The 26,472-nt window shown below is 69.1% G+C and carries 25 protein-coding genes; 12 read left to right on the plus strand and 13 right to left on the minus strand.

The annotated features are described in order from the left end of the window. Positions 1-61 precede the first annotated feature (61 nt). From QE444_RS13530 to argE (QE444_RS13560), 7 genes are read left to right on the plus strand one after another with little or no spacing between them, the layout of a single operon-like run. Positions 62-1,018 carry an ABC transporter permease gene (locus QE444_RS13530; protein WP_187979219.1) on the plus strand — a complete coding sequence of 319 codons (957 nt, stop codon included), beginning with the start codon at positions 62-64 and terminating at the stop codon, positions 1,016-1,018. Beyond that, complete coding sequence (locus QE444_RS13535; protein WP_187979220.1) at positions 1,015-1,917, plus strand: ABC transporter permease; 903 nt, start codon at positions 1,015-1,017, stop codon at positions 1,915-1,917. The genes QE444_RS13530 and QE444_RS13535 overlap by 4 nt, the downstream gene beginning before the upstream one ends. Position 1,918: 1 nt before the next feature. Then, the gene (locus QE444_RS13540) at positions 1,919-3,763 is read left to right on the plus strand and encodes an ABC transporter ATP-binding protein (protein ID WP_187979221.1); all 1,845 of its coding nucleotides are present in this window, start codon (positions 1,919-1,921) and stop codon (positions 3,761-3,763) included. Continuing rightward, positions 3,760-4,065 carry a (2Fe-2S)-binding protein gene (locus QE444_RS13545; protein ID WP_133861768.1) on the plus strand — a complete coding sequence of 102 codons (306 nt, stop codon included), beginning with the start codon at positions 3,760-3,762 and terminating at the stop codon, positions 4,063-4,065. The genes QE444_RS13540 and QE444_RS13545 overlap by 4 nt, the downstream gene beginning before the upstream one ends. Beyond that, on the plus strand, positions 4,050-5,465 hold the full coding sequence (locus QE444_RS13550) for an FAD/NAD(P)-binding oxidoreductase (RefSeq protein WP_309739080.1): 1,416 nt from the start codon (positions 4,050-4,052) through the stop codon (positions 5,463-5,465). The genes QE444_RS13545 and QE444_RS13550 overlap by 16 nt, the downstream gene beginning before the upstream one ends. Beyond that, positions 5,462-6,622 carry an FAD-binding oxidoreductase gene (locus QE444_RS13555; RefSeq protein WP_309739082.1) on the plus strand — a complete coding sequence of 387 codons (1,161 nt, stop codon included), beginning with the start codon at positions 5,462-5,464 and terminating at the stop codon, positions 6,620-6,622. The genes QE444_RS13550 and QE444_RS13555 overlap by 4 nt, the downstream gene beginning before the upstream one ends. Beyond that, positions 6,619-7,770 (plus strand): acetylornithine deacetylase, encoded by a 1,152-nt coding sequence (argE, locus tag QE444_RS13560; protein WP_309739084.1) that lies wholly within the window; start codon positions 6,619-6,621, stop codon positions 7,768-7,770. Before QE444_RS13555 ends, argE (QE444_RS13560) begins: the two co-directional genes overlap by 4 nt. A gap of 18 nt (positions 7,771-7,788) precedes the next feature. Here the strand turns inward: argE (QE444_RS13560) and QE444_RS13565 are convergent, their stop codons facing one another. Further along, entirely contained in the window at positions 7,789-8,715 is a 927-nt protein-coding gene (locus QE444_RS13565; RefSeq protein ID WP_309739086.1) for a glyoxylate/hydroxypyruvate reductase A, read from the minus strand. A gap of 231 nt (positions 8,716-8,946) precedes the next feature. On the opposite strand from QE444_RS13565, the gene QE444_RS13570 reads away from it, so the two are divergent. Continuing rightward, entirely contained in the window at positions 8,947-9,660 is a 714-nt protein-coding gene (locus QE444_RS13570; RefSeq protein WP_309739089.1) for a cupin domain-containing protein, read from the plus strand. Positions 9,661-9,712: 52 nt separating this feature from the next. Here the strand turns inward: QE444_RS13570 and QE444_RS13575 are convergent, their stop codons facing one another. The 5 genes from QE444_RS13575 to QE444_RS13595 all read right to left on the minus strand — a co-directional run bounded on the left by QE444_RS13575 (position 9,713) and on the right by QE444_RS13595 (position 15,087). Then, complete coding sequence (locus QE444_RS13575; RefSeq protein ID WP_007161776.1) at positions 9,713-10,204, minus strand: Lrp/AsnC family transcriptional regulator; 492 nt, start codon at positions 10,202-10,204, stop codon at positions 9,713-9,715. A gap of 29 nt (positions 10,205-10,233) precedes the next feature. After that, positions 10,234-10,923 carry a hypothetical protein gene (locus QE444_RS13580; protein ID WP_187979226.1) on the minus strand — a complete coding sequence of 230 codons (690 nt, stop codon included), beginning with the start codon at positions 10,921-10,923 and terminating at the stop codon, positions 10,234-10,236. Between the two features lie 55 nt (positions 10,924-10,978). Beyond that, entirely contained in the window at positions 10,979-12,268 is a 1,290-nt protein-coding gene (gene gabT / locus QE444_RS13585; protein ID WP_309739100.1) for a 4-aminobutyrate--2-oxoglutarate transaminase, read from the minus strand. Between the two features lie 302 nt (positions 12,269-12,570). Further along, positions 12,571-14,034: an NAD-dependent succinate-semialdehyde dehydrogenase gene (locus QE444_RS13590; protein WP_309739102.1), complete on the minus strand. Its 1,464-nt coding sequence runs from the start codon at positions 14,032-14,034 to the stop codon at positions 12,571-12,573. Positions 14,035-14,178: 144 nt separating this feature from the next. Next, positions 14,179-15,087, minus strand: coding sequence for a LysR family transcriptional regulator (locus QE444_RS13595; protein WP_309739104.1), 909 nt, complete (start codon positions 15,085-15,087; stop codon positions 14,179-14,181). A gap of 95 nt (positions 15,088-15,182) precedes the next feature. Here QE444_RS13595 and QE444_RS13600 point away from each other — a divergent pair, with 95 nt between their 5' ends. From QE444_RS13600 to QE444_RS13615, 4 genes are read left to right on the plus strand one after another with little or no spacing between them, the layout of a single operon-like run. After that, positions 15,183-16,319: an alanine racemase gene (locus QE444_RS13600; RefSeq protein WP_309739106.1), complete on the plus strand. Its 1,137-nt coding sequence runs from the start codon at positions 15,183-15,185 to the stop codon at positions 16,317-16,319. Beyond that, on the plus strand, positions 16,309-16,698 hold the full coding sequence (locus QE444_RS13605) for a RidA family protein (protein WP_309739108.1): 390 nt from the start codon (positions 16,309-16,311) through the stop codon (positions 16,696-16,698). Before QE444_RS13600 ends, QE444_RS13605 begins: the two co-directional genes overlap by 11 nt. A gap of 26 nt (positions 16,699-16,724) precedes the next feature. Then, a complete protein-coding gene (locus QE444_RS13610; RefSeq protein WP_187979231.1) occupies positions 16,725-17,573 on the plus strand; it encodes a GNAT family N-acetyltransferase in 849 nt (282 codons plus the stop codon). Positions 17,574-17,602: 29 nt separating this feature from the next. Further along, entirely contained in the window at positions 17,603-19,057 is a 1,455-nt protein-coding gene (locus tag QE444_RS13615) for an aldehyde dehydrogenase family protein (RefSeq protein WP_309739111.1), read from the plus strand. On the opposite strand, the gene QE444_RS13620 is transcribed toward QE444_RS13615, so the two are convergent. The 7 genes from QE444_RS13620 to QE444_RS13650 all read right to left on the minus strand — a co-directional run bounded on the left by QE444_RS13620 (position 19,051) and on the right by QE444_RS13650 (position 26,394). Then, positions 19,051-19,950 (minus strand): LysR family transcriptional regulator, encoded by a 900-nt coding sequence (locus QE444_RS13620; protein ID WP_309739112.1) that lies wholly within the window; start codon positions 19,948-19,950, stop codon positions 19,051-19,053. The genes QE444_RS13615 and QE444_RS13620 overlap by 7 nt on opposite strands. A gap of 76 nt (positions 19,951-20,026) precedes the next feature. Continuing rightward, positions 20,027-22,054 (minus strand): pyridoxamine 5'-phosphate oxidase family protein, encoded by a 2,028-nt coding sequence (locus QE444_RS13625; RefSeq protein ID WP_309739113.1) that lies wholly within the window; start codon positions 22,052-22,054, stop codon positions 20,027-20,029. Positions 22,055-22,085: 31 nt separating this feature from the next. Next, the gene (locus QE444_RS13630) at positions 22,086-22,697 is read right to left on the minus strand and encodes a glutathione S-transferase (protein WP_309739116.1); all 612 of its coding nucleotides are present in this window, start codon (positions 22,695-22,697) and stop codon (positions 22,086-22,088) included. A gap of 124 nt (positions 22,698-22,821) precedes the next feature. Next, positions 22,822-23,973, minus strand: coding sequence for an acetylornithine deacetylase (gene argE / locus QE444_RS13635; protein ID WP_309739118.1), 1,152 nt, complete (start codon positions 23,971-23,973; stop codon positions 22,822-22,824). Beyond that, entirely contained in the window at positions 23,970-24,647 is a 678-nt protein-coding gene (locus tag QE444_RS13640) for a DUF1028 domain-containing protein (protein WP_187979236.1), read from the minus strand. The genes argE (QE444_RS13635) and QE444_RS13640 overlap by 4 nt, the downstream gene beginning before the upstream one ends. Before the next feature lie 9 nt (positions 24,648-24,656). Next, a complete protein-coding gene (locus QE444_RS13645; RefSeq protein ID WP_133861749.1) occupies positions 24,657-25,073 on the minus strand; it encodes a RidA family protein in 417 nt (138 codons plus the stop codon). A 28-nt stretch (positions 25,074-25,101) separates the two neighbouring features. Beyond that, positions 25,102-26,394, minus strand: coding sequence for an NAD(P)/FAD-dependent oxidoreductase (locus QE444_RS13650; RefSeq protein WP_187979238.1), 1,293 nt, complete (start codon positions 26,392-26,394; stop codon positions 25,102-25,104). Positions 26,395-26,472: the final 78 nt, after the last annotated feature.

Consider the following 26,472-nt stretch of genomic DNA (forward strand, 5'->3'; position numbering starts at 1 on the left):
TGCCGGCGAGTCTGTCCGCAGGGGCCCGGCTCGCCGCTCCACGCTCAAGCAGGAGGTGGCTTTGGACCTTTCCGTTTTCACGCTCATCGCCAGACGCCTCGGGGGCGGGTTGCTGACCCTGCTCATCGTCTCGTTGCTGGTGTTCTTCGTCTCCGCGCTGTTGCCGGGCGATGCCGCCCAGCAGGCGCTGGGCCAGTTCGCGCTGCCCGAGCAGGTCGCGGCCCTGCGTGCCCAGATGGGTCTCGACCAGCCCGCGTTGCTGCGCTACGTCCACTGGCTGAGCGGTCTCCTGCACGGCGATCTCGGCCAGTCGCTGGCGAGCCAGATGCCCATCACCAGCATGATCGGCGATCGGCTCGGCAGCTCGCTGATGCTGGCCGGGGTCACCGCCCTGGTGTCGGTGCCCCTGGCGCTGGGCCTGGGCATCGTCTCGGCGATGAATGCCGGCGGCCGCCTGGACCGGGCCCTCAACGTCTTTACCCTGGGCATCGTCGCGGTACCGGAATTCCTGGTGGCGACCCTGGCGGTGCTGGTCTTCGCCGTGCACCTGCAGTGGACCTCGGCGCTGACCTTCGCCCATGACATCGGCGGCCCCCTGGATTTCCTGCGCGCCTATGCGCTGCCGGTGGGCACCCTGTGCTGCGTGATCGTGGCGCAGATGGCGCGGATGACCCGCGCAGCCCTGGTGGAGCAGTTGCAGAGTTCCTATGTGGAGATGGCGCGGCTCAAGGGCGTCGGTCCGGTCCGCGCCGTGCTGCGCCATGCCTTGCCCAATGCCGTGGGCCCCATCGCCAACTCCATTGCCCTGAGTCTTTCCTACCTGATGGGCGGGGTGGTGATCGTCGAGACCATCTTCAACTACCCGGGCATCGCCCAGCTGATGGTGGACGGCGTCGCCAGTCGCGACCTGCCGCTGATCCAGGCCTGCGCCATGCTGTTCTGCTGCGCCTATCTGGTCCTCATGACCCTGGCGGATCTCTGCGCCATCCTGTCCAATCCGAGGCTGAGAACGCTATGACCCGACCCGTGACTCCCGTACGTGCCGCGTCCGTCCTGCCGGTGGATGGCAAGACCCTCGACGCCCAGTTGTCACCCCCCCGTACCCGGCGGCGGGCCCGCTGGTCGCTGACCGGCATTTGCGGCGGCGTGCTGGTGGCCTTCTGGCTGTTCATCGCCATGTTCGGCGCCTGGCTGACCCCCTATGACCCGGGCGCCCTGGGCGATAGCGCGGTGCTGGCCGGTTACAGTCAGGCGCACCTGCTGGGCACCGACTACCTGGGACGCGATGTCCTCAGTCGCATCCTCGACGGCGCCCGATTCACCGTCGGCCTTGCGCTGGTCGCCGCCGTGCTCTCCTGCGTGCTGGGCACCGGGCTCGGTCTACTGGCGGCGCTGTCCGGCCGCTGGGTGGACGAGCCGCTGTCACGGCTGATCGATGCGCTGATCTCGCTGCCGAGCAAGATGCTGGCGCTGGTCATGGTCTCGGCCTTCGGCTCCTCGGTGCCGCTGCTGATCGTCATGGCGGTGGTGGGCTATGCCCCCGGCTGCTATCGCATCGCCCGCAGCCTGGCGATGAACCTCACCGAGCTGGAGTACGTCCAGGTCGCCCGCACCCGCGGCGAGGGCCGGTTCTACATCGCCCTGCGGGAGATGCTGCCCAACATGCGCCTGCCGCTGCTCACCGATCTGGGGCTTAGATTCGTCTATATCGTGCTGCTGCTCAGCGGCATGAGCTTTCTCGGTCTCGGCGTGCAACCGCCGAATGCCGACCTGGGCTCCCTGGTCCGGGAAAACATCGGCGGTCTGGCCGACGGGGCCCCGGCGGTGCTGATGCCGGCGCTGGCCATCGGCACCCTGACCGTGGGTGTCAACCTGCTCATCGACCGGTTCGGCGCGCGACGCCGGGGAGGGCGCTGAGATGGAATTGCTGGTAGAGGTCAAGGACCTGCGGGTGGTCGCCCAGGGCGACGACGGCAGTGAAACCACCATCGTCAAGGACGTCGGCTTCAGCCTGGCCAAGGGCGAGGTGCTGGCGCTGATCGGCGAGTCGGGCTCGGGCAAGACCACCATCGCCCTGTCGTTGCTCGGCTATGCCCGGGCGGGCTGTCGGTTGGCCGGTGGCTCGATCCGCGTCGGCGACACCCAGGTGCTGGAGCTGGACGCCGCTGGCCTGCGGCGCCTGCGCGGTCGCACCGTCGCCTACATTGCCCAGAGCGCGGCGGCGGCCTTCAATCCGGCGCGGCGGCTCATGGAGCAGATCATCGAGAGCGCGCTGATCCATGGCGTGTTGAACCGCCGGGAAGCCGAGGCGCGGGCGCTGCAACTGTTCAAGGAGCTGGCGCTGCCGGACCCCGAGCACATCGGCCAGCGCTATCCGCACCAGGTCTCGGGCGGTCAGTTGCAGCGGTTGATGGCCGCCATGGCGCTGATCACCGATCCGACCCTGGTGATCCTCGATGAACCCACCACGGCCTTGGACGTCACCACCCAGATCGAGGTGCTGCGGGTGTTCAAGCAGGTGGTGCGCGAGCGTGGCGTGACCGCCATCTACGTCTCCCACGACCTGGCGGTGGTGGCCCAGATGGCTGATCGCATCCTGGTGCTCAATGGTGGCGAAGTCTATGAGAATCGCCGCACCGAGCGGCTGCTGGCGAGTGCCCGGCATCCCTATACCCGCAGCCTGTTGGCCGCGGCCCGGCCGGAACCCCTGGCGGAGCGTGGCCTGCCCACCGTGGAGACCACGGCACCGATCCTGGAGGTCAGGGATCTGGTGGCGGGCTATGGTTCCCTCGGCGCCGATGGCCTGCCGCACTACCGGGTGCTGGAAGGCATCGACCTGAGCATCGCCAAGGGCCAAGCCCTGGGTGTGATCGGCGAATCCGGTTCGGGCAAGTCGACCCTGGCGCGGGTGATCGCCGGCCTGCTGCCGCCGGCCCAGGGCAGCGTGCGCCTGGGCGGCGAACTGTTGCCGCCAGGCCTGGAAGGTCGCACCCGTGAGCAGTTCCGCCGGGTGCAACTGGTCTATCAGAACGCCGACACGGCGCTCAACCCGTCCCACAGCGTGGAACGCATCCTCATGCGCCCGCTGGAGACCTATCACGCCTTTGACAAGGCGACCCGCCAGCGCAAGGTCCGCGAATTGCTCGACCGCGTGCAGCTGCCGGCCAGCCTCGCCAGTCGGCGTCCGGGCGAACTGTCCGGTGGTCAGAAGCAGCGGGTCAACCTGGCCCGGGCACTGGCGGCCGAACCCGAGCTGATCCTCTGCGACGAGGTCACCTCGGCGCTGGATACCGTGGTCGGCGCCGCCATCCTCGACCTGCTCGCCGAACTGCGCCGCGAACTGGGGCTGGCCTATCTGTTCATCAGCCATGACATCTCCACGGTGCGCAGCCTGTGCGACGAGGTGCTGGTGCTCTATGCCGGACAGCCGGTGGAAGTGGGCACGCCGGCCACCTTGCAGCATCCGCCGCTGCATCCCTACACCGACCTGCTCACCGCCTCGGTGCCCGAGCTGCGTCAGGGCTGGCTGGAAGAACAGCCGATCCGTACGCCGCTGCCCTGGGTCCCGTCAGCAGCCGCCAGTGGCCGACTCTGCAGCTTCCTGCAACGTTGCCCGGTACGCATTGACGGGCGCTGCGACCGGGTACCGCCGCAGCCTCGGATGCTGGCCGGTGGCAATCGCATCCTCTGTCATCACGACGGTGACGCCCTGCAACGACTGCAGGGCGGTACCGTGCTGCACACCCAAGGAGTTCGCGCATGACTACCCGCTTCCAGCGTCTCGGCGAAACCGGCCGACCGCAGGTCAGCCTCAGTGTCGATGGCCTGCCGGTCACCGCCCTGGCCGGCGACACCCTGATGGTCGCCTTGCTCACCAACGGCCCGGCGCTGCGCCGCTCCGAATTCGGCGACGAACGTCGCGCCGGCTTCTGCCTGATGGGCGCCTGCCAGGATTGCTGGGTCTGGACGGCCGAGGGCGAACGCCTGCGCGCCTGCGGCACCGAGGTACGCGAAGGCCTGCAGATCCTGACCACGCAACCGGAGGCCGTATGGAATCTGGCCTAGTTCAACAGGGCGCGAACCCGCCGCGGGTGGTCATCGTCGGCGCGGGTCCGGCTGGCGTGCGCTGTGCGGAAACCCTGCTTTCCGCGGGTATCGCCCCGGTGGTGATCGACGAGAATCGCCGCGATGGCGGCCAGATCTATCGACGTCAGCCCGAGGGTTTCCAGCGGCCCTACGCCACCCTCTATGGCAGCGAGGCAGGCAAGGCCGAGGCCTTGCACCGCACCTTCGACAGCCTGCGTGGGCGCCTCGACTACCGCCCGGATACCCTGGCCTGGCACCTGCACGAGCGCACTCTCTATACGGCGCAGGGCAATCGCCAGCGCACCCTGGATTTCGACGCCCTGGTGCTCTGTACCGGTGCCGGCGATCGGCTGCTGCCGGTGCCGGGCTGGAATCTGGCCGGCACCTATACCCTGGGTGGCGCCCAGATCGCCCTCAAGGCCCAGGCGGTGTCCATCGGCCGCCGGGTTATCTTCATGGGCAGCGGGCCCTTGCTCTATCTCGTTGCCGCCCAGTACCAGCAGGCCGGCGCCACGGTGGCGGCGGTACTCGACACCGCGCCGCTGCGCCTGCGTGCACTGGCGACGCCCAAGCTGCTGGCCCGCCCGGGTGTGGCCTGGAAGGGCGTACAGCTCATGGCCGCGCTCAGGCGCGCCGGTGTGCCGCTGCATTTCGGCGTCACGCCACTGGAGATTCTCGGCGATGCCGAGCAGGGGGTTGCCGGCGTGGCCTTCGCCGATGCCCGTGGCTTGCGCCAGGAGGTAGCAGGTGACGCCGTGGGCCTGGGGTATCACCTGCGTCCGGAAACCCAGCTGGGCGACCTGGCCCGCTGCGCCTTCGAATTCGAGCAGGCGACCGGCCAGTGGGTGCTACAACTGGACGGCGACGGCCGCACCTCGACGCCCGGCGTCTATGCCGCCGGGGATGGGGCGCGGGTACGGGGCGCCGACGGCGCCGAGTTGGCCGGGCAACTGGCCGCCTGCGCGGTCCTGACCGATCTCGGCCGCACGGCGCCCGGCGGCCTCGCCGAGCGCTGCCGCGAGGCGCTGGCGGTGCAGGAGCGCTTTCGCCTGGGCCTGGCCGAGGCCTTTCCCTGGCCGGCCAGGCAGATGGCCAGTCTGCCGGACACCGCGGTGGTCTGCCGTTGCGAAGGCATCACCGCCGGTGAACTGCGCGCCGTGGTGCGTGAAAAGGGCGCCCGTGAAGCCAACCGCGCCAAGGCCTTCAGCCGGGTCGGCATGGGCCGGTGCCAGGGTCGCTATTGCGCCCAGGCCGGGGCCGAGATCATCGCCGCCGAATCGGGGGTGCCGGTGGAAACCGTCGGCCGCCTGCGTGGCCAGGCGCCGATCCGGCCATTGCCGCTGGGCATCGTGACCAGCGAAGAGGAGGTTTCATCATGAGTCAGCAGGCCGCCAACCGGGCCGATGTCATCATCGTCGGCGCCGGCATCATGGGCAGCGCCAGCGCGTTTTTCCTGCGTCGCCGGGGCTTGTCGGTGCTCCTGCTGGAGCGTGACCAGGTCGGGCGCTTCGCCAGTGGCACCAATTTCGGCAATGTCCGCCGTCAGGGCCGCTACCTGAGTCAGGTCGCGCTGGCCACGCGGTCGCGGGGGATCTGGGGTCGCCTGCCGGAGCTTATCGGTGACGATCTGGAATTCATTCCAGGCGGTCATCTGCGGGTGGTCTACGATCCGGCGCGCATCGCCATGCTGCACGAGTATGCCCGGGCGCCGGAGACCGCCGCCCTGGAACTTCAGGTACTTGAAGGCGCGGCGCTGCACGAGAAGTTTCCCTATCTGGGCCCCGAGGTGGTGGCCGGCTCCTATGCGCCCCACGATGGCCACGCCAATCCGCGCCTGGCCGCCCCGGCGTTCGCCCGCGCCGCGGTGCGCGAAGGCGTCGATCTCCAGGAACGGGTCGAGATCACCCAGGTCACCAAGCCGGGCGGTGACTTCCTGGTGCAGGCCGCCGATGGCCGGCGCTATCAGGCGCCACGGCTGCTGATCACCGCCGGTGCCTGGGGCAGCCGGTTGTCGAGCCAGTTCGGCGAGCCGGTGCCCATCGAGACCCACGGCCCGCAGATGGGGGTCACCGAGCCCTTGCCCTATGTCTTCCGCGAGACCGTGGGCGTGTCTTCGCCGCTGGTGAGCGAGACCATCTATTTCCGCCAGATCCCCCGGGGTAACGTCATCTTTGGCGGCTGCTTCCGCACCCGACCGGACCTGGATACCCGCCTGGCCCGGGCCGAGCCCCATGGCATGCTCAACCAACTGGCCCAGCTGCGCCGCCTGGCGCCGGCGCTGGGGCGGATCAACGTGATCCGTACCTGGAGCGGGGTCGAGGGCTATATCGTCGATGACCTGCCGATCATGGGGCCCAGCAGTCAGGTGGACGGCCTCTACTACGCCTTCGGCTTCTGTGGCGCCGGCTTCCAGCTCGGCCCGGGCGTGGGCGATACCATGGCCGAGCTGATCGCCACCGGGCGTACCGAGACGCCCCTGGCGGCCTTCGACATCGGCCGCTTCGCGCAACCGCGCAGCGAGAGCCTCGCCGGATGAACAGCCAGGACCTGCTGCGCACCCTGATCGGCTTTCCCACCGTCTCCGCCGACTCCAACCTGGCGCTGATACAGTATGTGCAGGGTCTGCTGGAAGGCGCCGGTATCGCCTGCCGCCTGGTGCTCGACGAGAGCGGGCGCAAGGCCAATCTCTTCGCCAGCGTCGGCCCAGGCGACGTGCCCGGCGTGCTGCTCTCCGGGCATACGGACGTGGTGCCCGTGGCCGGCCAGGCCTGGACGCTGCCGCCATTCGAGGGGACCCTCAAGGATGGTCGGATCCATGGCCGCGGCGCCTGCGACATGAAGGGCTTCGTCGCCTGTGCGGTGGTGGCGCTGCTGGACGCCGCTCGCGGTGAACCGCTGAAACGACCCTTGCAGCTCGCGCTCTCCCACGACGAGGAGATCGGCTGCGTCGGTGTACGGCGACTGCTGGATGTGCTGGAAATGGCACCCGTGCGACCTTTCCTCTGCATCGTCGGCGAACCCACGAACATGCAGGTCGCCCTCGGCCACAAGGGCAAGGCCGCGTTGCGCGCCCACTGCCATGGCCAGGAAGGTCATTCCTCCCTGGCGCCGCGGCACGTCAACGCCATCCACCTGGCCAGCGACCTGGTCGGCGCCCTGCGCGCCAGCCAGCGGCGGCTGGCGGAAGAGGGCGCGCACGACGCGGCCTACGATATTCCCTATACCACCCTGCATGTCGGGCGGATCGACGGCGGCAAGGCGCTGAACATCGTGCCCAACCTCTGCACCCTGGACTTCGAGATTCGCCATCTGCCGGCGGACGATCCCGCCAGCCTGGTCGCCGCGCTGCAGGAAACGGCGGACAGCCTGGTCAGGGAGGCACAACAGACCTCAGCCAAGGCCGCCATCGAAATCGAGACGGTCAACGCCTATCCCGGACTGGATACCCATCCCAGCGTCGAGGCCGTGCGCTTCCTGCAGACCCTGGTCGAGCCGGGGACGGCGCAGCTCAAGGTGGCCTTCGGCACCGAGGGCGGCCTCTTCGCCAATCGGCTGGACACCCCGGTGGTGGTCTGCGGGCCCGGCAGCATCGAACAGGCGCACAAGCCCGATGAATACGTCGAGATCAGCCAGCTGGAAGCCTGCGATGCCTTGCTCGGACGGTTGCGAGTGGCCTTGGGCTAAGGCCACCCGGAGCCTCGGCTAATACCCCCGCTGCCGATCCACCAAACCCTGCATCGGCTCACCGCGCTGGTGGCGGCGGATGTTCTCCAGCAAGACCGTGAAGGCTGTTTCCGGCACCGTCATGGCGCCCACGTGGGGTGTCAGCCAGATACGCGGGTGCTGCCAGAAGGGATGGTCGGCCGTGGGCGGTTCTGGTTCCACCACATCCAGTATCGCCTGGCTCAGCTGACCGCTGTCCAGGGCCGCCAGCAGATCGGCCTCCACCAGCTGGGCGCCACGTCCCAGGTTGATCAGGCTGGCGCCACGAGGCAGGGCGGCGAACAGTTCGGCATCGAGAATTCCACGCGTCTCCCGGGTCAGCGGCAGCAAACAGATGAGAATCTCGCAGTCGGCGAGAAAGGCGGGCAGCTGATCGGGGCCGGCATGACAGCGTACCCCTGGCAGCTCATGGGGCGATCGTGACCAGCCCGAGAGCTGGAAACCAAAGGTGGCGAGCCGCTCCAGCACTGCCTGGCCGATCTGGCCGAGACCCAGCACCCCCACGCGTCGGTGCTCCGCCGTCACCAGGGCATGCTCCTGCCAGCGTCCTGCGGCCTGCTGGTCGAGGTAGCGCGGCAACTGGCGATGCAGGGCCAGGACCATGAGGGTGGCGTACTCGACCATGCCGGCGACGATGCCGGGGTCCAGCATGCGCACCACCGGCAGGTCGGCAGGCAGCAGGCTCAGGTCGAACTGATCGACCCCGGCCGAGGTGGCGAACAACACCTCCAGGTTGGGAAAGCGGCTGGCGAGGTCTTCTGGTGGTTGCCAGCAGGCCAGGTAGCGGACCTCGTCGGCGTTGCCCACCTCTGGCCACTGGCGAAATTCGATATCGGGCGCGCGTTCCTGGAACAGGCGGCGCCAGGCCTGGCCGCGTTCAGGATCGGCCTTGTAGAGCAGCGTCATGGAAAGGTCTCCGGCAAAGCTCAAGGATGGCGCAAGGGGGCGGTAGTTTGTCCTGAAATCCCAGGCGTCGCCGTCATGATCGGTGGTGCGGCGGAAACTGCGCCGCATCTGGGAAAAACGGCAGCTTCTGTGCTGCGTCGCGACGGAAACGCCATATCCCGGCCGTCGTGGCGGTCGATACTGACCCTGTCCGCGGCATGCCCGCCGCGCCTCTGGTCGTGAGGATTCGCCATGCCCCTGTTGCACTACTGCCAACCGCCCAATGACCGCCAGTTGCCGCGCGCGCTGCAACCCCTGCACGATGATCCCCTGGCCGCTGGCCGGGAACTGCACCTGCACGATAGCCGCCTGGGCTATGTGATGGGCAGCGCCGTCGCTCACTCCGCCGACTGCCAGCTGGACGACTACCCCTGGGTGGAAGTCAGCCTCATCGAGGCCGGAGCGCTGCAGCTGGAATGGGACGGAAAGGTCCTGCAGCTGGAGGCCGGCGATGCCTTCATCCTGCCGCGAGGCCTCACATGCCGCTGGCGTCACGGCGGCGAGTTGCGGCGCCTGTTCATGGCCTTTCCCGGCCGGGCCAGCGAGGGGCCCATGCCCCAGGGACCCGTGCTGCTGGATCCCGCGGCCCCGCGCGAGCCCTCGCCGCCGCCGGCGGCCAGCGTCCTGCTCAGCCCCGAGCCCACGGCCACTGGCTGCGATCTGTTCGAAAGCGGTGGCGGCGCCCTGCGGATCGGGATGTGGGAATGCACGGCCTATACGCGCAAGGCGGTGAGCAATCCCCACTGCGAGCTGATGCTGCTTTATGCCGGCGCCGTGACCCTTGAGGTCGAAGGAGAAGCGGCCTGCACCGTCAAGGCGGGCGAGGCGGTGCTGATACCGGCGAATACACCGATGGCCTGGGACAGCCGGGAGAGCGTGCGCAAGCTGTATTGCATCCTGCGCTGAGAAGAGGACGCTCCGGCAGCGGGATGCTGGTGGAGCGTCGCGGCGAGGGTGGTCAGCCGGCCTTGATCAGGCTGCGTAGCGGCAGGGCGTTCTTGACCACCGGCGACTTGATGACGATGTAGCTGAAGTACTTCTCGATGCCGACGTTGCGGTCGAGGATGGATTCCATCAGCTCCTGGTAGTGGCCGATGCTGCTGCACATGAACCGCAGCAGGTAGTCGTACCCGCCGCTGATGAGGTGACATTCGAGGATCTCGTCGACCCCGCGGATGAAGGATTCGAACTTCACGAAGTCGGCGCGCTTGTGGTCGGAAAGGGTGACCTCGGTGAAGACCGTCACCGAGTTGGCGATCTTGGCGAGGTTGACGTGGGCTTCGTAGCCGCTGATGTAGCCGGCCGCCTCCAGGCGCTTGACGCGCTGCAGGCAGGGGCTGGGCGAGAGGCCCACGGCTTCGGCGAGACTGACATTGGTCATCCGGCCATCCTTCTGCAGTTGCACCAGGATGTTGATGTCGATGCGGTCCAGTTTTGTTGCGGCGTCCATCGTCGTTCCTCGCAGTCGTGAACGTCAGGCTAGGCACGCAGGGCGGTCTGATGCGCATGCACCAGGTCGGCGAGACTCGCGTACTCGCACCGCGTGCCATCCAGGGCCTGCCGTGAAAGGTTCCAGGGCCGCGAGCGATCACGGCGCAAGGTACACAGCGGAAAATCCACCAGGGGGTTCCAGGGGTCGTCCGGTTCGCTGCCCCTTACCGGCAGCAGATCCCCGCGCGCCAGGCCAAGCTCTTCCAGGGTGTTGTCCAGCGCCAGGCGCAGATCGCCGCCGCGGTTGGGGATCACGGCGGCGAACACCTCGGGCAAGCGTGCCGTGACCGCCGCGGCCTCGCCGTCATCGGGCGAGGCCAGCAACACCAATCGATAGAACTTGCTCAGGTACTGCAGCGCGCCCGGCGCATCCTCGAACACCGGCCAGCACGTCGTGGCGTTTCCAAAGGCCACGCTGGCATCCAGATCGTCTTCCTGCTGCAACTCTTGCGCCAGACGCTGGTGGATACGCAGGTGCAGGCTGGTCTGGCTGGCGTTGGGCGTGGCCTGGCGCAGCTCGCGGGCCAGGCGGTGATAGCTGCCGAGCAGCCAGTCGGGATGGGTGCTGAGGCCCGCCTGCGCCACAAGGGGGCGCAGGGCTTCGAGGATGCCCCCTTCGCGGTCGACGAGGGTGCCGTAGCAGGAAAAGCCTATGGCCTGGTAACGCGTGATTCTCATGGTCGGTTTCCCCTTGGCGCCGCTCTGCCGATGTCAGGCGGCGTTACGTTCGACCTCAGGCACCGGCCTGGGCGAGGGCTTGGCCGAACATGTGCAAGGCTTCGGCCAGTTGTGCCTCGGTGGTCACCAGCGGTGCCAGGAAGCGGATGACGTTGCGTTCGACACCGCACTTGATCACCAGCAGGCCCGCCTGGCGGGCGCCGTCGATGACCTGCTGGGCGAGGGCGGCGTCCGGGCTTTGGCCATCGGCGCCGACCATTTCCACCGCCAGCATGAAGCCGCGGCCGCGCACCTCGCCGATGCGTGGATGCCGCCGCTGCAGCTCGAGCAGACCGTTGCGCAGCTGCTCGCCGAGGGCGACGCCACGGGCCACCAGATCCTCTTCCGCGAACACGTCCAGCACCGCCAGGGCCGCGGCGCAGGCCAGGGCGTTGCCGCCGTAGGTACCGCCGAGGCCGCCGGGCAGGGGCGCATCCATGATGGCGGCGCGACCGACCACCCCGGAGAGCGGCAGGCCACCGGCCAGGCTCTTGGCCACCGTCACCAGGTCGGGCTGGACGCCGGTCTGCTGGAAGGCGAAGAGGCTGCCGGTCCGGCCGAAACCGGTCTGGATCTCGTCGGCGATCAGCACGATGCCGTACTGGTCGCAGAGGGCGCGTAGCGCCTGGAGGAATTCCACCGGCGCCGGGCGGAAGCCGCCGTCGCCCTGCACCGGTTCGATCAGGAGGGCAGCCACCTGGTCGGGCGCGACCTGGGTGGCGAAAACTTCGCGCAAGCCGGCCAGGGCCTGCTGGCTATCCACCCCGCGGAAGGGATCGGGGTAGGGCGCGTGGTAGATGTCGCCGGGGAAGGGGCCGAAGTTCTGCTTGTAGGGCTGGGCGAAGCCGGTGAGGGTCACGCCGAGCAGGGTGCGGCCATGGAAGCCGCCGCGAAAGGCGATCACCCCGGGGCGCCGGGTGTGGGCGCGGGCGATCTTGATGGCGTTCTCCACGGCTTCGGCGCCGGAGGTCAGCAGCAGCGTCTTGTAGGCTTCGCCGTCGCCGATGAGGGTATTGAGACGGCTGGCCAGCTCCAGGTAGGGCTCGTAGGCCATCACCTGGAAGCTGGCGTGGGAGATCTCTCCGACCTGGCGGCGTACGGCCTCCACCACCCGTGGATGGTTGTGACCAACGTTGAGCACGCCGATGCCGCCGACGAAATCGAGGTAGCGACGCCCGTCCACGTCCCAGACTTCGCTGCCCCGGGCGCGGGCCACCACGACGGGATGGGCGGTGATGATGCCGCGGGGCACGCCTTGTTCGCGAAGACCCAGCAGGCGGTCGGTGGCTTTGGCAGCGGAATTCATGCAGCGATACTCCAGGCAGGGGCGAGAGTTCCAGCCTACGCAGGCCGCAGGGTCGGTAACGCTGAAGTTGCCAGCCCCGGCATCGTGATCGGCTGTTTTGCTTGGGGGCGGCGGCATTTTCGGTTGCCTGCCGCCAAAAGCGTTCATAGGCTTTTCTGAAAAGTTGCCGAGGGAAGGTCAGGCAAGGCGAAAATCAGTGAGGAAGCGGAGTTTACGAGTGGTAAATGAGCATCCCGATCGGACTGGCGACCCAGCTGATTTTCAACGCAGCATGGCCGAGCGCAGGCAGTTTTCAGCTAAGCCTAGGCGAGGCCGCCGAGGTGCCAGGCCTTGACCTCCAGGTACTCGTCCAGCCCCAGGTGCGAGCCCTCGCGGCCCAGGCCGGATTGCTTCACGCCGCCAAAGGGGGCGACCTCCATCGACAGGGTGCCGGTGTTGAGGGCCACCATGCCGAATTCCAGCTGTTCGCCGACGCGCCAGGCGCGGCGCAGGTCCTGGGTGTAGTAGTAGGCGCCCAGGCCGTAGGGCGTGGCATTGGCCAGCGCCAGGGCCTCGGCTTCGTCGCGGAAGCGGAACAGCGGTGCCACCGGGCCGAAGGTCTCCTCGCGGGCCAGCAGCATGTCCGCCGTGGCGCCGGTCAGGACCGTGGGGGCGACGAACTGGTCGCGGCCGCTGGGCGGTCCGCCGAACAGTGCCTTGGCGCCCTGCGTCAGGGCGTCGTCGACATGGCGCGCCACCTTGTCCACCGCCAGGCGATTGATCAGCGGACCCAAGGTCACGCCGGCCTCCAGGCCGTTGCCCACCTTGAATTTGGCCACCTCGGCGGCCAGCCGCTCGGCAAAGCGGTCGTGGATGCCGTCCTGCACCAGAATGCGGTTGGCGCAGACGCAGGTCTGGCCGGCGTTGCGGAATTTGCTCTGCAGCACCCCGGCGATGGCCAGGTCCAGATCGGCGTCGTCGAAGACGATGAAGGGCGCATTGCCGCCCAGTTCCATGCTGGTGCGCTTCACCGTGGCCGCGCACTGGGCCAGCAGCAGCTGACCGATGCGCGTGGAGCCGGTAAAGGACAGCTTGCGCACCGCGGGGTTGCCGGTCAGTTCGCCGCCGATGCCGGCGGGCATCCCGGTGAGCACGTTGAATACGCCGGGCGGAAAGCCGGCGCGCTCGGCCAGTTCGGCCAGCGCCAGGGCCGACAGCGGGGTGAGGTCCGAGGGCTTGATCACCACCGGGCAACCGGCGGCCAGCGCCGGCGCGGCCTTGCGGGTGATCATGGCGTTGGGGAAATTCCAGGGGGTGATGGCGGCGGCGACCCCCACCGGTTGCCGCAGCACCAGCACCCGGCGATCCCGGGCGGGGGCGGGCAGGATGTCGCCAAAGCTGCGCCGGGCTTCCTCGGCGAACCATTTGACGAAGCTGGCGCCATAGGCGATCTCGCCGCGCGCCTCGGCCAGGGGCTTGCCCTGTTCCAGGGTCATCAGCAGGGCCAGGTCTTCCTGATGCTCCAGCATCAGCGCGTGCCAGCGCTCCAGCAGGACCGCGCGCTCGGCTGCCGGACGCTCGCGCCAGGCCGGCCAGGCCGCTTCCGCGGCGGCGATGGCGCGGGCGGTTTCCGTCGCCTCCAGTGCCGCCACCTGGGCGATGACGGCGCCGGTGGCAGGATTTTCCACGGCGAAGGTGGCGCCGTTGTCGGCGGCTATCCAGCGACCGTCGACATAGGCGGATTCCTTGAACAGGCGTGGGTCTCGCAGATCGGGGTGCAGTGGCATGGTGGCGCTCCCAGTGGCAGGTCAGTCCCTGAGTCTAGGGAGCGGCCACGGTGGCGAATGCCGAAATGCAGGGTGCCTGAGCGCTGCCCGCGGTGTTCCTCACCGCCTCGCCGCAGTTTCTGCGGCGGCCCTCGGGCGCTGCCTTTATTGCGCGTCGGTGTCCGCCTCCAACCCCTTCACCGCCCGGTCGAGAAAGCGCGCCAGCGCCTGGAGCCGGGCGCTGCGCTGCTTTCGCGCGGGGACCAGCAGGGTGATGGGCGCACGATCGAAACGCCAGTCCGGCAGCAACCGGACCAGCGCGCCGCGGGCGATGGCGTCGGCCACGTCCCATTCGGAGCGCAGCACGATGCCCTGGCCCTGTTCCGCCCAGCGTCGGGCCACGCTGCCGTCGTTGGTCAGCAGCGCAGGTTCGATGCGCAGTGTCCGGCGCTCCTCAGCGTGGCGGAGCTGCCAGAGCGTCACGTCCTCGTCGTTCTCGCGGATGCAGATGCAACGGTGCCGCAGCAGGTCCTGCGGCTCCCGGGGCACGCCGTGCTCGGCCAGGTAGGCGGGGCTGGCGCATAGCCAGCGCTCGTTGTGCGCCAGGGGCTTGGCGATCCAGGAGCTGTCCTCGATAGCGCCGATATGGATGACCGCGTCGCTGTCGTGTCGATCGGGCCAGGGCGTCTCGCGCAGGTCCAGTTGCAGGCGCACGCCTGGATGCAGGCTGGCGAAGCGGGCCAGCAGCGGAGCGATGCGCTGGCGACCATAGCCGAAGGGTGCCGCCAGGCGCAGGGTACCCACCAATGGCTGGTCGTGGCGGGCGAACGCCTCGGGCAGGGCGTCCAGGCGTTCGAGCAGCTCGGCGCATTCCTGGGCCAGGCGTTCGCCATCGGGGGTGAGGCTCAGCCGCCGAGCATCGCGATTGGCCAGGGCCACGCCGAGCCGCGCCTCCAGCCTGCGCAGCCGAGTGGAGAGGGCGGGCGGCGAGACGTTCAGGGCGCGCGCCGCCGCGCTCAAGGAATCGGAACGGGCCAGCAGCACCATCAGGCGCAGGTCTTCGATGGCGATCATTAATCTGAGCTGAAGGAATGAGTCAATTGAATTGAAGCACAGGTTCAGGCTGGCTGGGTACAGTCGAGCCAACGCCCATTGGTCGAGTCCCTGCCATGACCCCGTCCCTGCTCACCCTCGACACCCCCGCCGCGCTCATCGACGAGACGCGGATGACCCGCAACATCCAGCTCATGCAAGCACGCATGGACGCCCTCGGCGTACGCCTGCGGCCCCACGTGAAGACCAGCAAGAGCGAGGCGGTGATGCGCCGGCAACTGGACGCGGGCGCCGAGGGCGTGACCGTTTCCACGCTGCAGGAGGCCGAGGCCTGCTTCGCCCTGGGCATCACTGACGTGCTCTATGCCGTGGCCATCGCCCCGGCGCGGCTGGAGCAGGTGCGGGCGCTGCGGCGGCGGGGCTGCCGGCTCGGCATTCTCACCGACAGCCTGGCGGGGGCGCGCGCCATCGTCGAAGCCGGACAGCGCCATGCCGAAGCCTTCGACGTCTGGCTGGAGATCGACTGCGACGGTCATCGCGCCGGCCTGCAGCCGGACGATCCCAAACTACTGCAGGTCGCCGAGGTGCTGCGGGCCGGCGGCATGACTCTCGTGGGCGTGCTCACCCACGCCGGCTCCGGCTACGAGTTGCACGAGACCGCGGCCTTGCAGGCGCTGGCCGAGCAGGAGCGCGCTCTCTGCGTGGCGGCCGCCGAGCGGCTGCGGGCCCAGGGCTTCGCCTGTCCGCAGGTGAGTATCGGCTCGACACCCACGGCGCTGTCGGCCCTGGACCTGACCGGCGTCACCGAGGTGCGCGCCGGGGTCTATGTCTTCCAGGACCTGGTGATGCTCAACGTCGGCATCTGTCGCGCCGACGACCTGGCGCTGAGTGTCCTCACCACGGTGATCGGCCACCAGCCGGAAAAGGGCTGGGTGCTAGTGGACGCCGGCTGGATGGCGCTGAGTCGCGACCGCGGCACCCAGCGGCAGCAACGCGATTTCGGTTACGGCCAGGTCTGTGACCTGGACGGGACCTGGCTCGAAGGCGCGCTCCTGTCCGGCGCCAATCAGGAGCACGGCATGATCAGCTTCGCGGGAGGGGCGCCCGTCGATCTGGAGCAGCGCTTCCCCGTGGGCAGTCGCCTGCGGGTCCTGCCCAATCATGCCTGCGCCACCGGTGGCCAGTTCGATCACTATCACGCCGTGGACGCCACCGGCGCCCTCACTGCCTGGAGTCGCCTGCATGGCCGTTGATCCCGAATTCATCCAGACCGCCACCGCCGCGCCACCTGGTGGGCATTACAGCCAGGCGGTGGCCTACCAGGGGCTGCTGTATGTCTCCGGGCAACTGCCGGTGCGGCCCGATGGCAGTCACAGCATGGCGGCGAGCTTCGCCGATCAGGCGTGCATCGCCCTGGACAACCTCTGCGCCATCCTGACCGCCGCCGGGCGTGGGCCGCAGGATCTGCTCAAGGTGACCGTCTATGTGGTGGGTGTCGAGCATTGGCCCACCTTCGACCGCCTCTATGTCGGGTACCTGGGCGACCATCGCCCGGCGCGGGCGGTGCTGCCCGTGCCGCACCTGCACCATGGTTATCTCGTCGAGATCGAGGCGCTGGCCCGCGCCTGCTGATCCCGGACATCCCACCAGGAGAGCTCATGAACGCCTCGACCTACAGCTATCGCCCCGCCACCGCCCGGGACCTGCCGGCCGCCCATGCGCTGTCGCAACGGCTGCGCTGGCCGCATCGGGAAGCCGATTGGGCCCTGGTCCAGCGCACCGCCGACGGGTTCGTCGCCGAACACGAGGGGCAACTGGTGGGCATCGCCTTCGCCTGCCACCAGGGCGACTTTTCGTCCATCGGCCTGGTGATCGTCAGCGATGAGCAGCAGGGCAAGGGGATCGGCCGGCGCTTGATGCAGCTGTGCCTGGACGCCACGGCGCCGCGCACGCCCATCCTCAATGCCACCGAGGCGGGCGCCCCGCTGTACGCCAGCCTGGGTTTCGCGACCTTCGACCATATCCAGCAGCACCAGGGCTGCCTGGCCAGTGCGCCCGCCGCGCCGGTGCTCGCCGAGTCGCGCTGCCGCCGCCTGGCGCCGGCCGACTATCCGCAGGCAATCGCCCTGGCCAACGCCGCCAGCGGTCTGCAGCGTACTCGGCTGCTGGATGAGCTGCTGCCCGAGGCGTTGCAGGTGCTGGGGCTGGAGCGGGCGGGTGAATTGCAGGGGCTGGCCCTGCTCAGACACTTCGGCCGGGGCCTGGTGATAGGCCCTGTGGTAGCGCCGGATGCCGAGGCGGCCAAGGCCCTGATCGCACCGCTGCTGGAGGCGACCCAGGGTGAATTCGTGCGCATCGACATCCTCGCCGCTTGCGGCCTGGCCGACTGGCTGGTAGCCGCCGGCCTGGCCTGCGTGGATCGCGCCCCGCGCATGGCCAGAGGCACGCCGCCACGAGCGTCGGGGAGTGTCCGATCCTTCGCCCTGGTGACCCAGGCGCTGGGCTGAGTCGCGTTCAATCTTCAGGAGACACCGCCATGCTGGACGCCACGCTGCACGACCTGCTCGATTCCCGGACCACCAGCCACTTCTATCTCGACGGTCGCTGGGTGCCCGCCGCTGGCCCGGAACGGGTCAGGGTGATCAACCCGGCGAATGAACGTCCCCTGGCCGACGTGGCCCTGGGCAGCGCCGCCGAGGTGGATCGGGCCGTACAGGCCGCCCGCGCGGCCTTCAGCGACTGGTCCGGTCGTACCCCGGCCGCCCGGGCCCGGCTGCTGGAGCGACTCCATGGCCTGCTGACGCAGCGCAGCGAAAGCTTCGCCCAGGTCATCTCCCGGGAGATGGGCGCGCCCCTGGCCGCGGCGCGCGCCCTGCAGGTGCGCCTGGCCCTGGAACATCTGCGCGTCGCGCGCGAGGTCGCGCTCGACTACGCCTTCGAGCGCAGCGAGGGTACGCTGCGCATCCGCCGCGAGGCCATCGGCGTCTGCGCCCTCATCACCCCCTGGAACTGGCCGCTGTACCAGATCACCGCCAAGGTCGCGCCGGCGCTGGCCGCTGGCTGCACGGTAGTGCTCAAGCCCAGCGAACTGGCGCCATTGAGCGCCTTGCTGTTCGCCCAGGCGGTCCATGACGCGGGGATACCGGCCGGGGTGTTCAACCTGATCAACGGTGACGGCCCCACCGTCGGCGCCGCGCTGGCCGAGCATCCCGAGGTCGACATGATTTCCATCACTGGCTCCAATCGCGCCGGGGTGCAGGTGGCCCGGGCCGCCGCCGCCACCGTGAAGCGAGTGACCCAGGAGCTGGGTGGCAAGTCGCCGAACCTGCTGCTACCCGACGCCGACCTCGAGACGGCCGTGGCCAAGGGCGTGCTGGCGGCCTTCCGCAACAGCGGCCAGTCCTGCAGCGCGCCGACGCGGATGCTGGTGCCCCAGGCCCAGTTGGCGGAGGTGGAGCGCCTGGCGGCGGCCACCGTGGCCAGCCTCGTGGTCGGTGATCCCCTGGCGCCCGCGACGACCCATGGTCCCCTGGCCAATGGCGCCCAGTTCGCCCGGGTGCAGGAACTGATCGAGAGCGGCCTGGCCGAGGGCGCCAGGCTGGTCTGCGGCGGACCGGGCCGCCCGGAGGATCAGCCCGTAGGCTTCTATGCGCGGCCCACGGTCTTCTCGGCGGTCACCACCGGCATGCGCATCGCCCAGGAAGAGATCTTCGGGCCGGTGCTCTGCCTGCTTCCCTACGGTTCCGTGGAGGAAGCCATCGCCATCGCCAACGACAGCCGCTATGGCCTCAGTGCCCACGTCCAGGGCCGGGATCCCGACCAGGTCGCCGCGGTGGCGGCCCGTCTTCGTGCCGGGCAGGTCCATCTCAACTATCCGGCCTGGAACCCCTGCGCACCCTTCGGCGGCTACAAGGGCTCCGGCAACGGGCGCGAATATGGCGTCCACGGCCTGGAGGAATACCTGGAGACCAAGGCGATCCTCGGTCACTGACGCGGGTTGAACAGCGGATTGCTCCGCAATCCCGCTACCGCCAGGTCGATGAACGCCCGGACCTTGGCCGGTGCCTGGCGGCCCTCGGGATAGATCAGATTGACCGGCAGCGGCGCCTCTTCGTGGTCTTCGAGTACCAGTTGCAGCACGCCGTCCGCCAGGGCCTGGGCGATCTGATAGTGGGGCACGCGGGTGAGGCCCAGACCGCTCTCGGCCGCGCTGATCGCGGCGGCATTGGTGTTGCTGTGCAGCAAAGGCTCGACCACCACCCGTTGTCCCCCGGCGAAACGCCATTCCAGCGACGACCAGGCGCTGTGGGACACCAGGACGCGGTGATCGCGCAGCGCGGCGGGCGTCCGCGGGATGCCACGGGTCGCCAGGTAGCTGGGCGCGGCGCAGACCACCCGCCGCATGCAGCCGACCTGAATGGCGGTGAGGCCGGAGTCGGCCAACTGGCCGATGCGCAGGGCGATGTCCATGCCCTCGTCGACGATGTTCACCGGCCTGTCGACGAAGAAGGTCCGGGCGCGCACGTCCGGATAACGCCCGAGGTAGTCCAGCACCAGCGGCAATACGTGCAGTTGGCCGAGGAGCAGCGGCGCGGTGATCGCCAGGGTGCCGACCGGCTTGGCGTAGTGCCCGGCCGCGGCCAGTTCCGCCTCGGCGATCTCGCCGAGGATGCGCCGGCAATCCTGCAGATAGCGAACGCCGGCCTCGGTGGGTTTCACCGAACGGGTAGTGCGCACCAGCAAGCGGGCGCCGACCAGCGCTTCCAGGCCCGCCACCAGGCGGGTCACCGCCGGGGCGCTCAGGTGCAGATCCCGGGCCGCGCGGGCGAAACTCTCGGTCTCGGCCACCTTCACGAATACGCGCATCGCCTGCCAACGATCCATCTGCGGGGTCTTCCTCAGGGCGCCGGAGCGGCCCGGCAAGACGCCCATGGTAGTCGACCCGGCCAGGCAGGCCAGCCTAGAGATCGAGCTCCAGTGGCGCGGACCCGGAGGCGGGCCGCGCGCAACAGAGCAGGGCCTGGTCGGCGGCGACCGCCGCGGCGGGTTCCTCGGCATAGGTGACCGCGCCCTGGAGCAGCCCCGTGCGACAGCTGCCACAGTGCCCCTCGCGACAGCTGAAGGCGGGCTCCAGGCCCTGGGCCTCGGCCAGCTCCAGCAGACTGCCGGAGGCGGGCGTCCACTGCGCTTGCTGGCCGGACGCCGCGAAGCGCACCCGGACGGCCTCGGTGGCCGCGGCAGGCCGCACGGTCGCCGCCGTCGCCGCACCGCTGCGCACCAGGCCGGCCGGACCGAAGGCTTCGGCATGGATACGGGCATCCTCGATACCAAAACCGCGCAAGCCGTCATAGAGGCCCTGGGTAAAGGCCGCGGGACCGCAGAGGTAGAAGTCATAGTCACCGAAGGGCAGCTGGCGGCCCAGCAGTGCCATGTCGATGCGCCCGGCGACGTCATAGTCCACCCCGGGGAGGGCAGCCGCGGGATCGCTCAGCACCCTGATCACCCGTAGCGCTTCCGGAGCCCTGGCCATCAGCTCGCTCAGCTCCCGGTCGAAGGCCCGTTCCGCCTGGGTCCGCGCGCCATAGAACAGCGTGACTGGCCGCCGACCCTGATGGACCGCCTGGCGCAGCATGGCCAGCAACGGAGTGATACCGATCCCGGCGGCGAGGAACACCAGGGGGCGCTCCGCCGAGACCGCCAGGGTGAAGTCGCCGGCGGGTGCCCGGGCCTCGATCAGGTCGCCTTCGCGCAGCTGGTCGTGCAGCAGCCGCGAGACCAGGCCGTCGCGCTTGACGCTGATGCGGTAATGGCCGTCGGCGGGGAGGGAGGTCAGGGTGTAGGTTCGCACCAGGGAAGATTGCCCCGTCTCGGGTGTCACCCGGATCGGCAGGAATTGACCGGCCTGGTAGGGGGGCAGGGCTGCGCCGTCCACCGATTCGAGGTGGAAGGAGCGGATGGTGGCGCTCTCCTGGACGATCCGGGTGATGCGCAGCGGACGCCAGGTGCGGTCCTGGGCCCTGGCCTGCAGGCGCCGCTTGGCTTCCGCCCAGCTGCCGGTCAGCCGACTGCTGTCCGACTCGCCGCCGGGCTGCGCCTGCCAGCGCAACGCCAGGGCACCACGGCGACGGACGATACGTTGGGGGCGAAAGGTCCAGAGGCGTTCGGCGCCTTCGAAGGCGGCGATCTCGGGCGAGTCGAACAGCACCTCGGCGGTCCCGCTCAGCTGCAGCAGATCGCCGCGCTCCAAGTCCGCGAACAGCAGTCCGGCGCGGCCATTGGCGACGACATTGCCCAGGGTATTGAAGAACAGATTGCCGTTGAAGTCGGGAATGGTCAGCAAGCCCTCGGCGTCTACCCGGACAAAGCCCGGCTTGCCGCCGCGGTGGGAGACATCGACCCGTCGCTGGCCCTGCTGGTCGGCGTAGGAGGCGACGAAAAAGGCATCGGCGCCGGCAATGAGCGCCCGGGCCGACGCATCCAGGCTGGCGAGCTGCTCCCCGGGCGTGACCGGGACGGCGCCCGGTTGGTGAGCGAAGCTCAGGTCACGCAGTTGGATATAGCGCGGGCAGTTGCCAAAGCTCTGGTCCACCGTCACGCGCAGTCCCTGGGCTGTGGGGCTGAGGATGCCGTTCATGCGATTGCGGCGGCGGGTATGCCACTCGATGCCCAGGAGGCCCACGGCCGCGTCTGCGCCCAGTCCGGGCGCTGCTGGATCCTCGCTGGCAGGGCGGGCGGCGATATCCAGGGTGGTGGACGTGGGCGAGGCGATAAAGCCCGGCTGGCCTTCCAGGATCGTCGCCCAGGCGTCGCCCGCGGCATCCACGCTGCCCAGTACCACGAAGGGCAGCTGAGCGAAGAACTGCCGATGCTGCTCGGGCATGAACGGCCGGATCACCCGCGGCCCCAGCGCTTCCAGGCGTTCACGAACGCCCAGCCGTTCCTGGATGAAGGTTTCCCCGGCGTGCCAGATGGGTAGGGGCTCGCGCATGGCCTTGGCCTCCAGTAGCGTGACGACGCGATCAGGCCCGGAGGCCGGCCGCGGTCTCGGGAAAGGGCACGAAGCCGGGCAGGGCCTCCACCCGCTGCAGGAAGGCGCGCACCGCCGTATAGGGCGCCAGCTGCACATTGCCTTCCGGCGCTCCGGCCAGGTAGCTGTAGAGGGCAATGTCGGCGATGGTCGGGTGATCGGCAGCCAACCACTCGCGCGTGGTCAGGTGCGCCTCCAGGCGTTCGAGCAGGACATGGGCGCGGGCGATGACTTCTTCCGGATTCAGGCGGGCGCCGAATACCGTGATCAGTCGCGCCGCTGCCGGGCCATAGGCCAGTTCTCCGGCGGCCACCGACAGCCAGCGCTGCACCGCGGCCGCGCCAGCGGGATCTTCCGGTAGCCAATCGGTACGGCCCAGTTTTTTCGCCAGGTAGACGAGGATGGCGTTGGAGTCGGCGACGACCACGCCAGCGTCCTCCAGCACCGGCACCTGGCCGAAGGGATTGAGGGCGAGGAATTCCGGCGTGCGATTGGCGCCGGCCGGAATATCGATGTCGATCAGCTCGACCTCGATCCCCAGCAGCGAGGCGAAGAGCACGGCGCGATGGGCATGACCGGACAGCGGGGTGTGATAGAGCTTCATGATCCGACTCCTGGCAGGCAGCGGGCCGAGGGGCCCGATAGGTGCTACCAGCTTGGGATCAGGGCGCTTTCGAGGGAATGGGCTTTCTGGTCAGTTCAGCATTCCGCAAAATGGAATGATCGGGCTAGCGACAAGCGAAGGCCAACACCCGACCCAACATGGCATCGCAGCCGTCCAGTTGCGCCTGGGTGACGAATTCGTCGGGCTTGTGCCCCTGGGCCATGCTGCCGGGGCCGCAGACCACGGTGGGAATGCCGGCCGCCGCGAACAGACCCCCTTCGGTGCCGAAGGCCACCGTGCCGAAGTCGCGGGAGCCGCAGAACTGCGCGATCCAGTCGGCCGCCTCGCTTTCGACGGCGGTATCCAGGCCGGGATAGCTCGACAGCTCGGTGAAGCGGATGGCGCTCTGGCCGCTGATGGCGCGCATGGCCGGCAGCAGGGTCGCCTCGGCATGGGCCTGCAGCTGATGGATCACCTGGTAGGGGTCCTGGGCGGGCAGGGCGCGGATCTCAAAATCGAAGGTGCAGTCCTGGGGCACGATGTTCAGTGCCTGACCGCCACCGATGAGGCCGGTCTGCACCGTGGAGAAGGGCGGATCGAAGCGGGGGTCCTGGCGTTCCGCTGTCTTGAGCGCCTCGCCGAGCCGGCCGAGTTCCACGACCAGGCGCGCGGCGTATTCGACGGCGTTGACGCCCTGGGGCGCATAGGCCGAATGACAGGCCGCGCCGTGCACCTGGCAGCGCATGGCTACCTTGCCCTTGTGGCCAAGCACGGGTTTCAGCTCCGTGGGCTCACCGATCAGGCACAGCAGCGGCTTGACCGGACGCTGGGCCAGCTGGTCGAGCAGGCTGCGCACGCCGAGGCAGCCGACTTCCTCGTCGTAGGACAGCGCCAGGTGCAGCGCGCGGCGCAGGGCCGCACGGCTGGCCGCGGGCACCAGTGCCAGCAGGCAGGCCAGAAAGCCCTTCATGTCGGCGGTGCCGCGACCGTAGAGCTTGCCGGCGCTTTCGCTGAGGACAAAGGGGGGACGGGTCCAGGCCTGGCCGTCCACCGGCACCACGTCGGTATGCCCCGAGAGCACGATACCGGGCACGTCCGCCGGCCCCAGGGTGGCGAACAGGTTGGCCTTGGTGCCTTCGCCGTTGTGGATCAGCTCGTAGGGTACGCCGAAGCCCTCCAGGTAGCCGGCGACAAAGTCGATCAGCGCGAGGTTAGTTTCGCGGCTGGTGGTGTCGAAGGCCACCAGCCGCGCCAGCAGTTCACCGCTGGCGCTCATCGGTCGTCTCCCGGGACGCCGTAGCCGGGGGCGAGATCCGGGCGCACCGCCCGGTCGAGATAGTCCTGCAACTGGGGTTCATAGGCGCGCCACAGCGCCGCCAGCTCGCCGATGGGGTCCGTCTCGGCCCAGTCGACCCGCAGATTGACGATGGGCCAGCTGGCGTCGCCCACCACCAGCAGCGCCGCCGAGTGCACCGGTCCGGCCTCGCCACCGGCGGCCATGGCCGCCTGCATGGCCCGCAGCAGGCGCTCGGCAAGAGCGCCCTGGCTGGCTTCGAAGCTCTCCACCAGCGCCTCCACCACCGCGGGGCTCGCCAGCATGTTGCCAGCGCCCACGCAGTCCCGGCCGCTGCGCGCCTGGTGCACGCCCAGGGTATGGGCACCGCTGTGATGGGCACTGCGGCCCTGGGCGTCGATGACGGTCACCTGGCGATACTCGGCGTAGCCGTCGCCGGCCAGGCTCTCGGCCAGGGCCGCGCTGGGAGCCTGTCCCGCAGCCAGTCGCTCCAGGGTGCGCGGCCCCAGGGCGGGCAGGGTGATGTTCTGCGAGCTGACCGCGCCGATCCCGGGTTGCAGCCAGGGACAGCGGGCGCCCACGGCGATGCTCGACGAACTGATGGCGATGCCGAATTGACCGGTCTCGGCGCAGCGGGCGGTGAGGGAAAAGGTCATAGGGCGGCCTCAGTCGGGGATCACGGCGATGACGTCGATCTCCATCAGCCACTGGGGCTGGCCCAGGGCCGCGACCACCAGGCCGGTGGAGATGGGAAAGACGCCCTTGAGCCACTTGCCGACCTCCTGGTACACCGGCTCGCGATAGCGCGGATCGATCAGGTAGGTGGTGGTCTTGACGATGTGGCTGAGGTCGCTGCCGGCTTCCTCCAGCAGTTGCTTGACGTTCTTCATCGCCTGTTCGGCCTGGGCACGGGGATCACCCAGCCCGACCAGCCTGCCGTCGAAATCGGTGCCGACCTGACCACGGACATAGACGGTGTTGCCGGCGCGCACGGCCTGGCAGAGGTCGTTGTCCAGGGTCTGGTTGGGGTAGGTGTCCTTGGTGTTGAACATGCGGATACGGGTGTGGGTCGGGGTGGCCATGCGGGATCTCCGGGTCTCGATAAGGGCGTCAGGCGCTACGCGACTGCTGGGGGTGGGCGGCCGACTGGATGCTGGGACGGTAGTCCTGGTAGCGGCGCTGGATGGCGATCTGGTCGGCCACGTGGCGGGCGTCGTGCCAGCAGCCCCAGATGAAGGCCGAGCCGCGGCGGCTGAGCCAGGGCAGCCCGACGAAATAGATGCCCGGCTCGGCACCGACCCCGCGCTGGTGCCTGGGCTTGCCGTTGTCGCCAAAGGTATCCACCTGCAGCCAGCTGAAGTCGGTGGCATAGCCGGTGGCCCAGATCACCGAGCTGACGCCCGCGGCCTTCAGGTCCAGTTCCTTGAGCGGTTCACGGATGCAGTCGGCGTCCGCCACCCGTTCGCGGGCTGAGGGCTCTTCGGGCAGGTCGAGGCTGTGGCGGGCGGCATAGGCGTCGGCGGCGTCGAGCAGGGCCAGGTAGTTGGCGTCGCCGGCGTCGAGGTTCTGGTTGAGGTCCGGACGGAAGCGCACCACCCCGTCGACGAAGCTGTCGGTAAGGCCCACCAGGGTCATGCCGGCCTGGGCCAGGCGGCGAAAGTCCACGGTATGGCCACCGCGGGCGCCGCTCACGGCGATGGTCACGTGCTCGCGGCCCGGCTGCATGGTCTCGGTGTCCCACAGGCCGAGCACGCCCAGCCACCAGCAGAAATCGCGGCTGCGATAGGCCCGCGGCGGCCGGTCATGGGGGCCGACGGAGAGATAGACGCGCTTGCCAGCGCGCAGCAATTCCTCGGCGATCTGCACGCCGGAGGAGCCAGCGCCCACCACCAGCACCGCGCCTTCGGGCAGTTGCTGCGGATTGAAATAATGGGCGGAATGGATCTGGTAGAGGCCCTCGTCCGTTGGTGCGATGGCCGGGATCACCGGCTTCTGGAAGGGACCGGTGGCCACCACCACGCGCTGGGCGTTCAGGCTGCCCGCCGAGGTTTCCACCAGAAAGCCCGCCTGGCCGGCCTGGCGGGTCACCCGGGTGACGGCGACGCCGGTGCGGATGGGTGCGCCGATCTGCCGGGCATAGGTCTCGAAGTAGGCGGCGATCTCGTCCTTGCCGGGAAAGCCGTCCGGCGCCGTCTGGAATTCCAGTCCGGGGAAGCGGTCGTGCCAGGCCGGGCCGTTGGCCACCAGGGAATCCCAGCGACCGGTGCGCCAGGCTTCCGCGATGCGGTTCTTTTCCAGCACCAGGTGCTCGATGCCGAGGCGTCCCAGGTGCTCGCTCATGGCGACGCCGGCTTGGCCAGCGCCTATCACCAGGGTGTCGATCGTGGTCGGTAATGTGGACATGAGGGTACCCTTAGGCCGCTCCGCAGGGGGCGGCCGTCATCATAAGAACCTGTTCAAAATCTGCTGCGCGTCGGCCAA

The sequence above is a fragment of the Pseudomonas sp. SORGH_AS_0199 genome (genome assembly GCF_031453735.1).
In the GTDB taxonomy this organism is placed as follows: Bacteria; Pseudomonadota; Gammaproteobacteria; order Pseudomonadales; family Pseudomonadaceae; genus Chryseomonas; species Chryseomonas aestiva.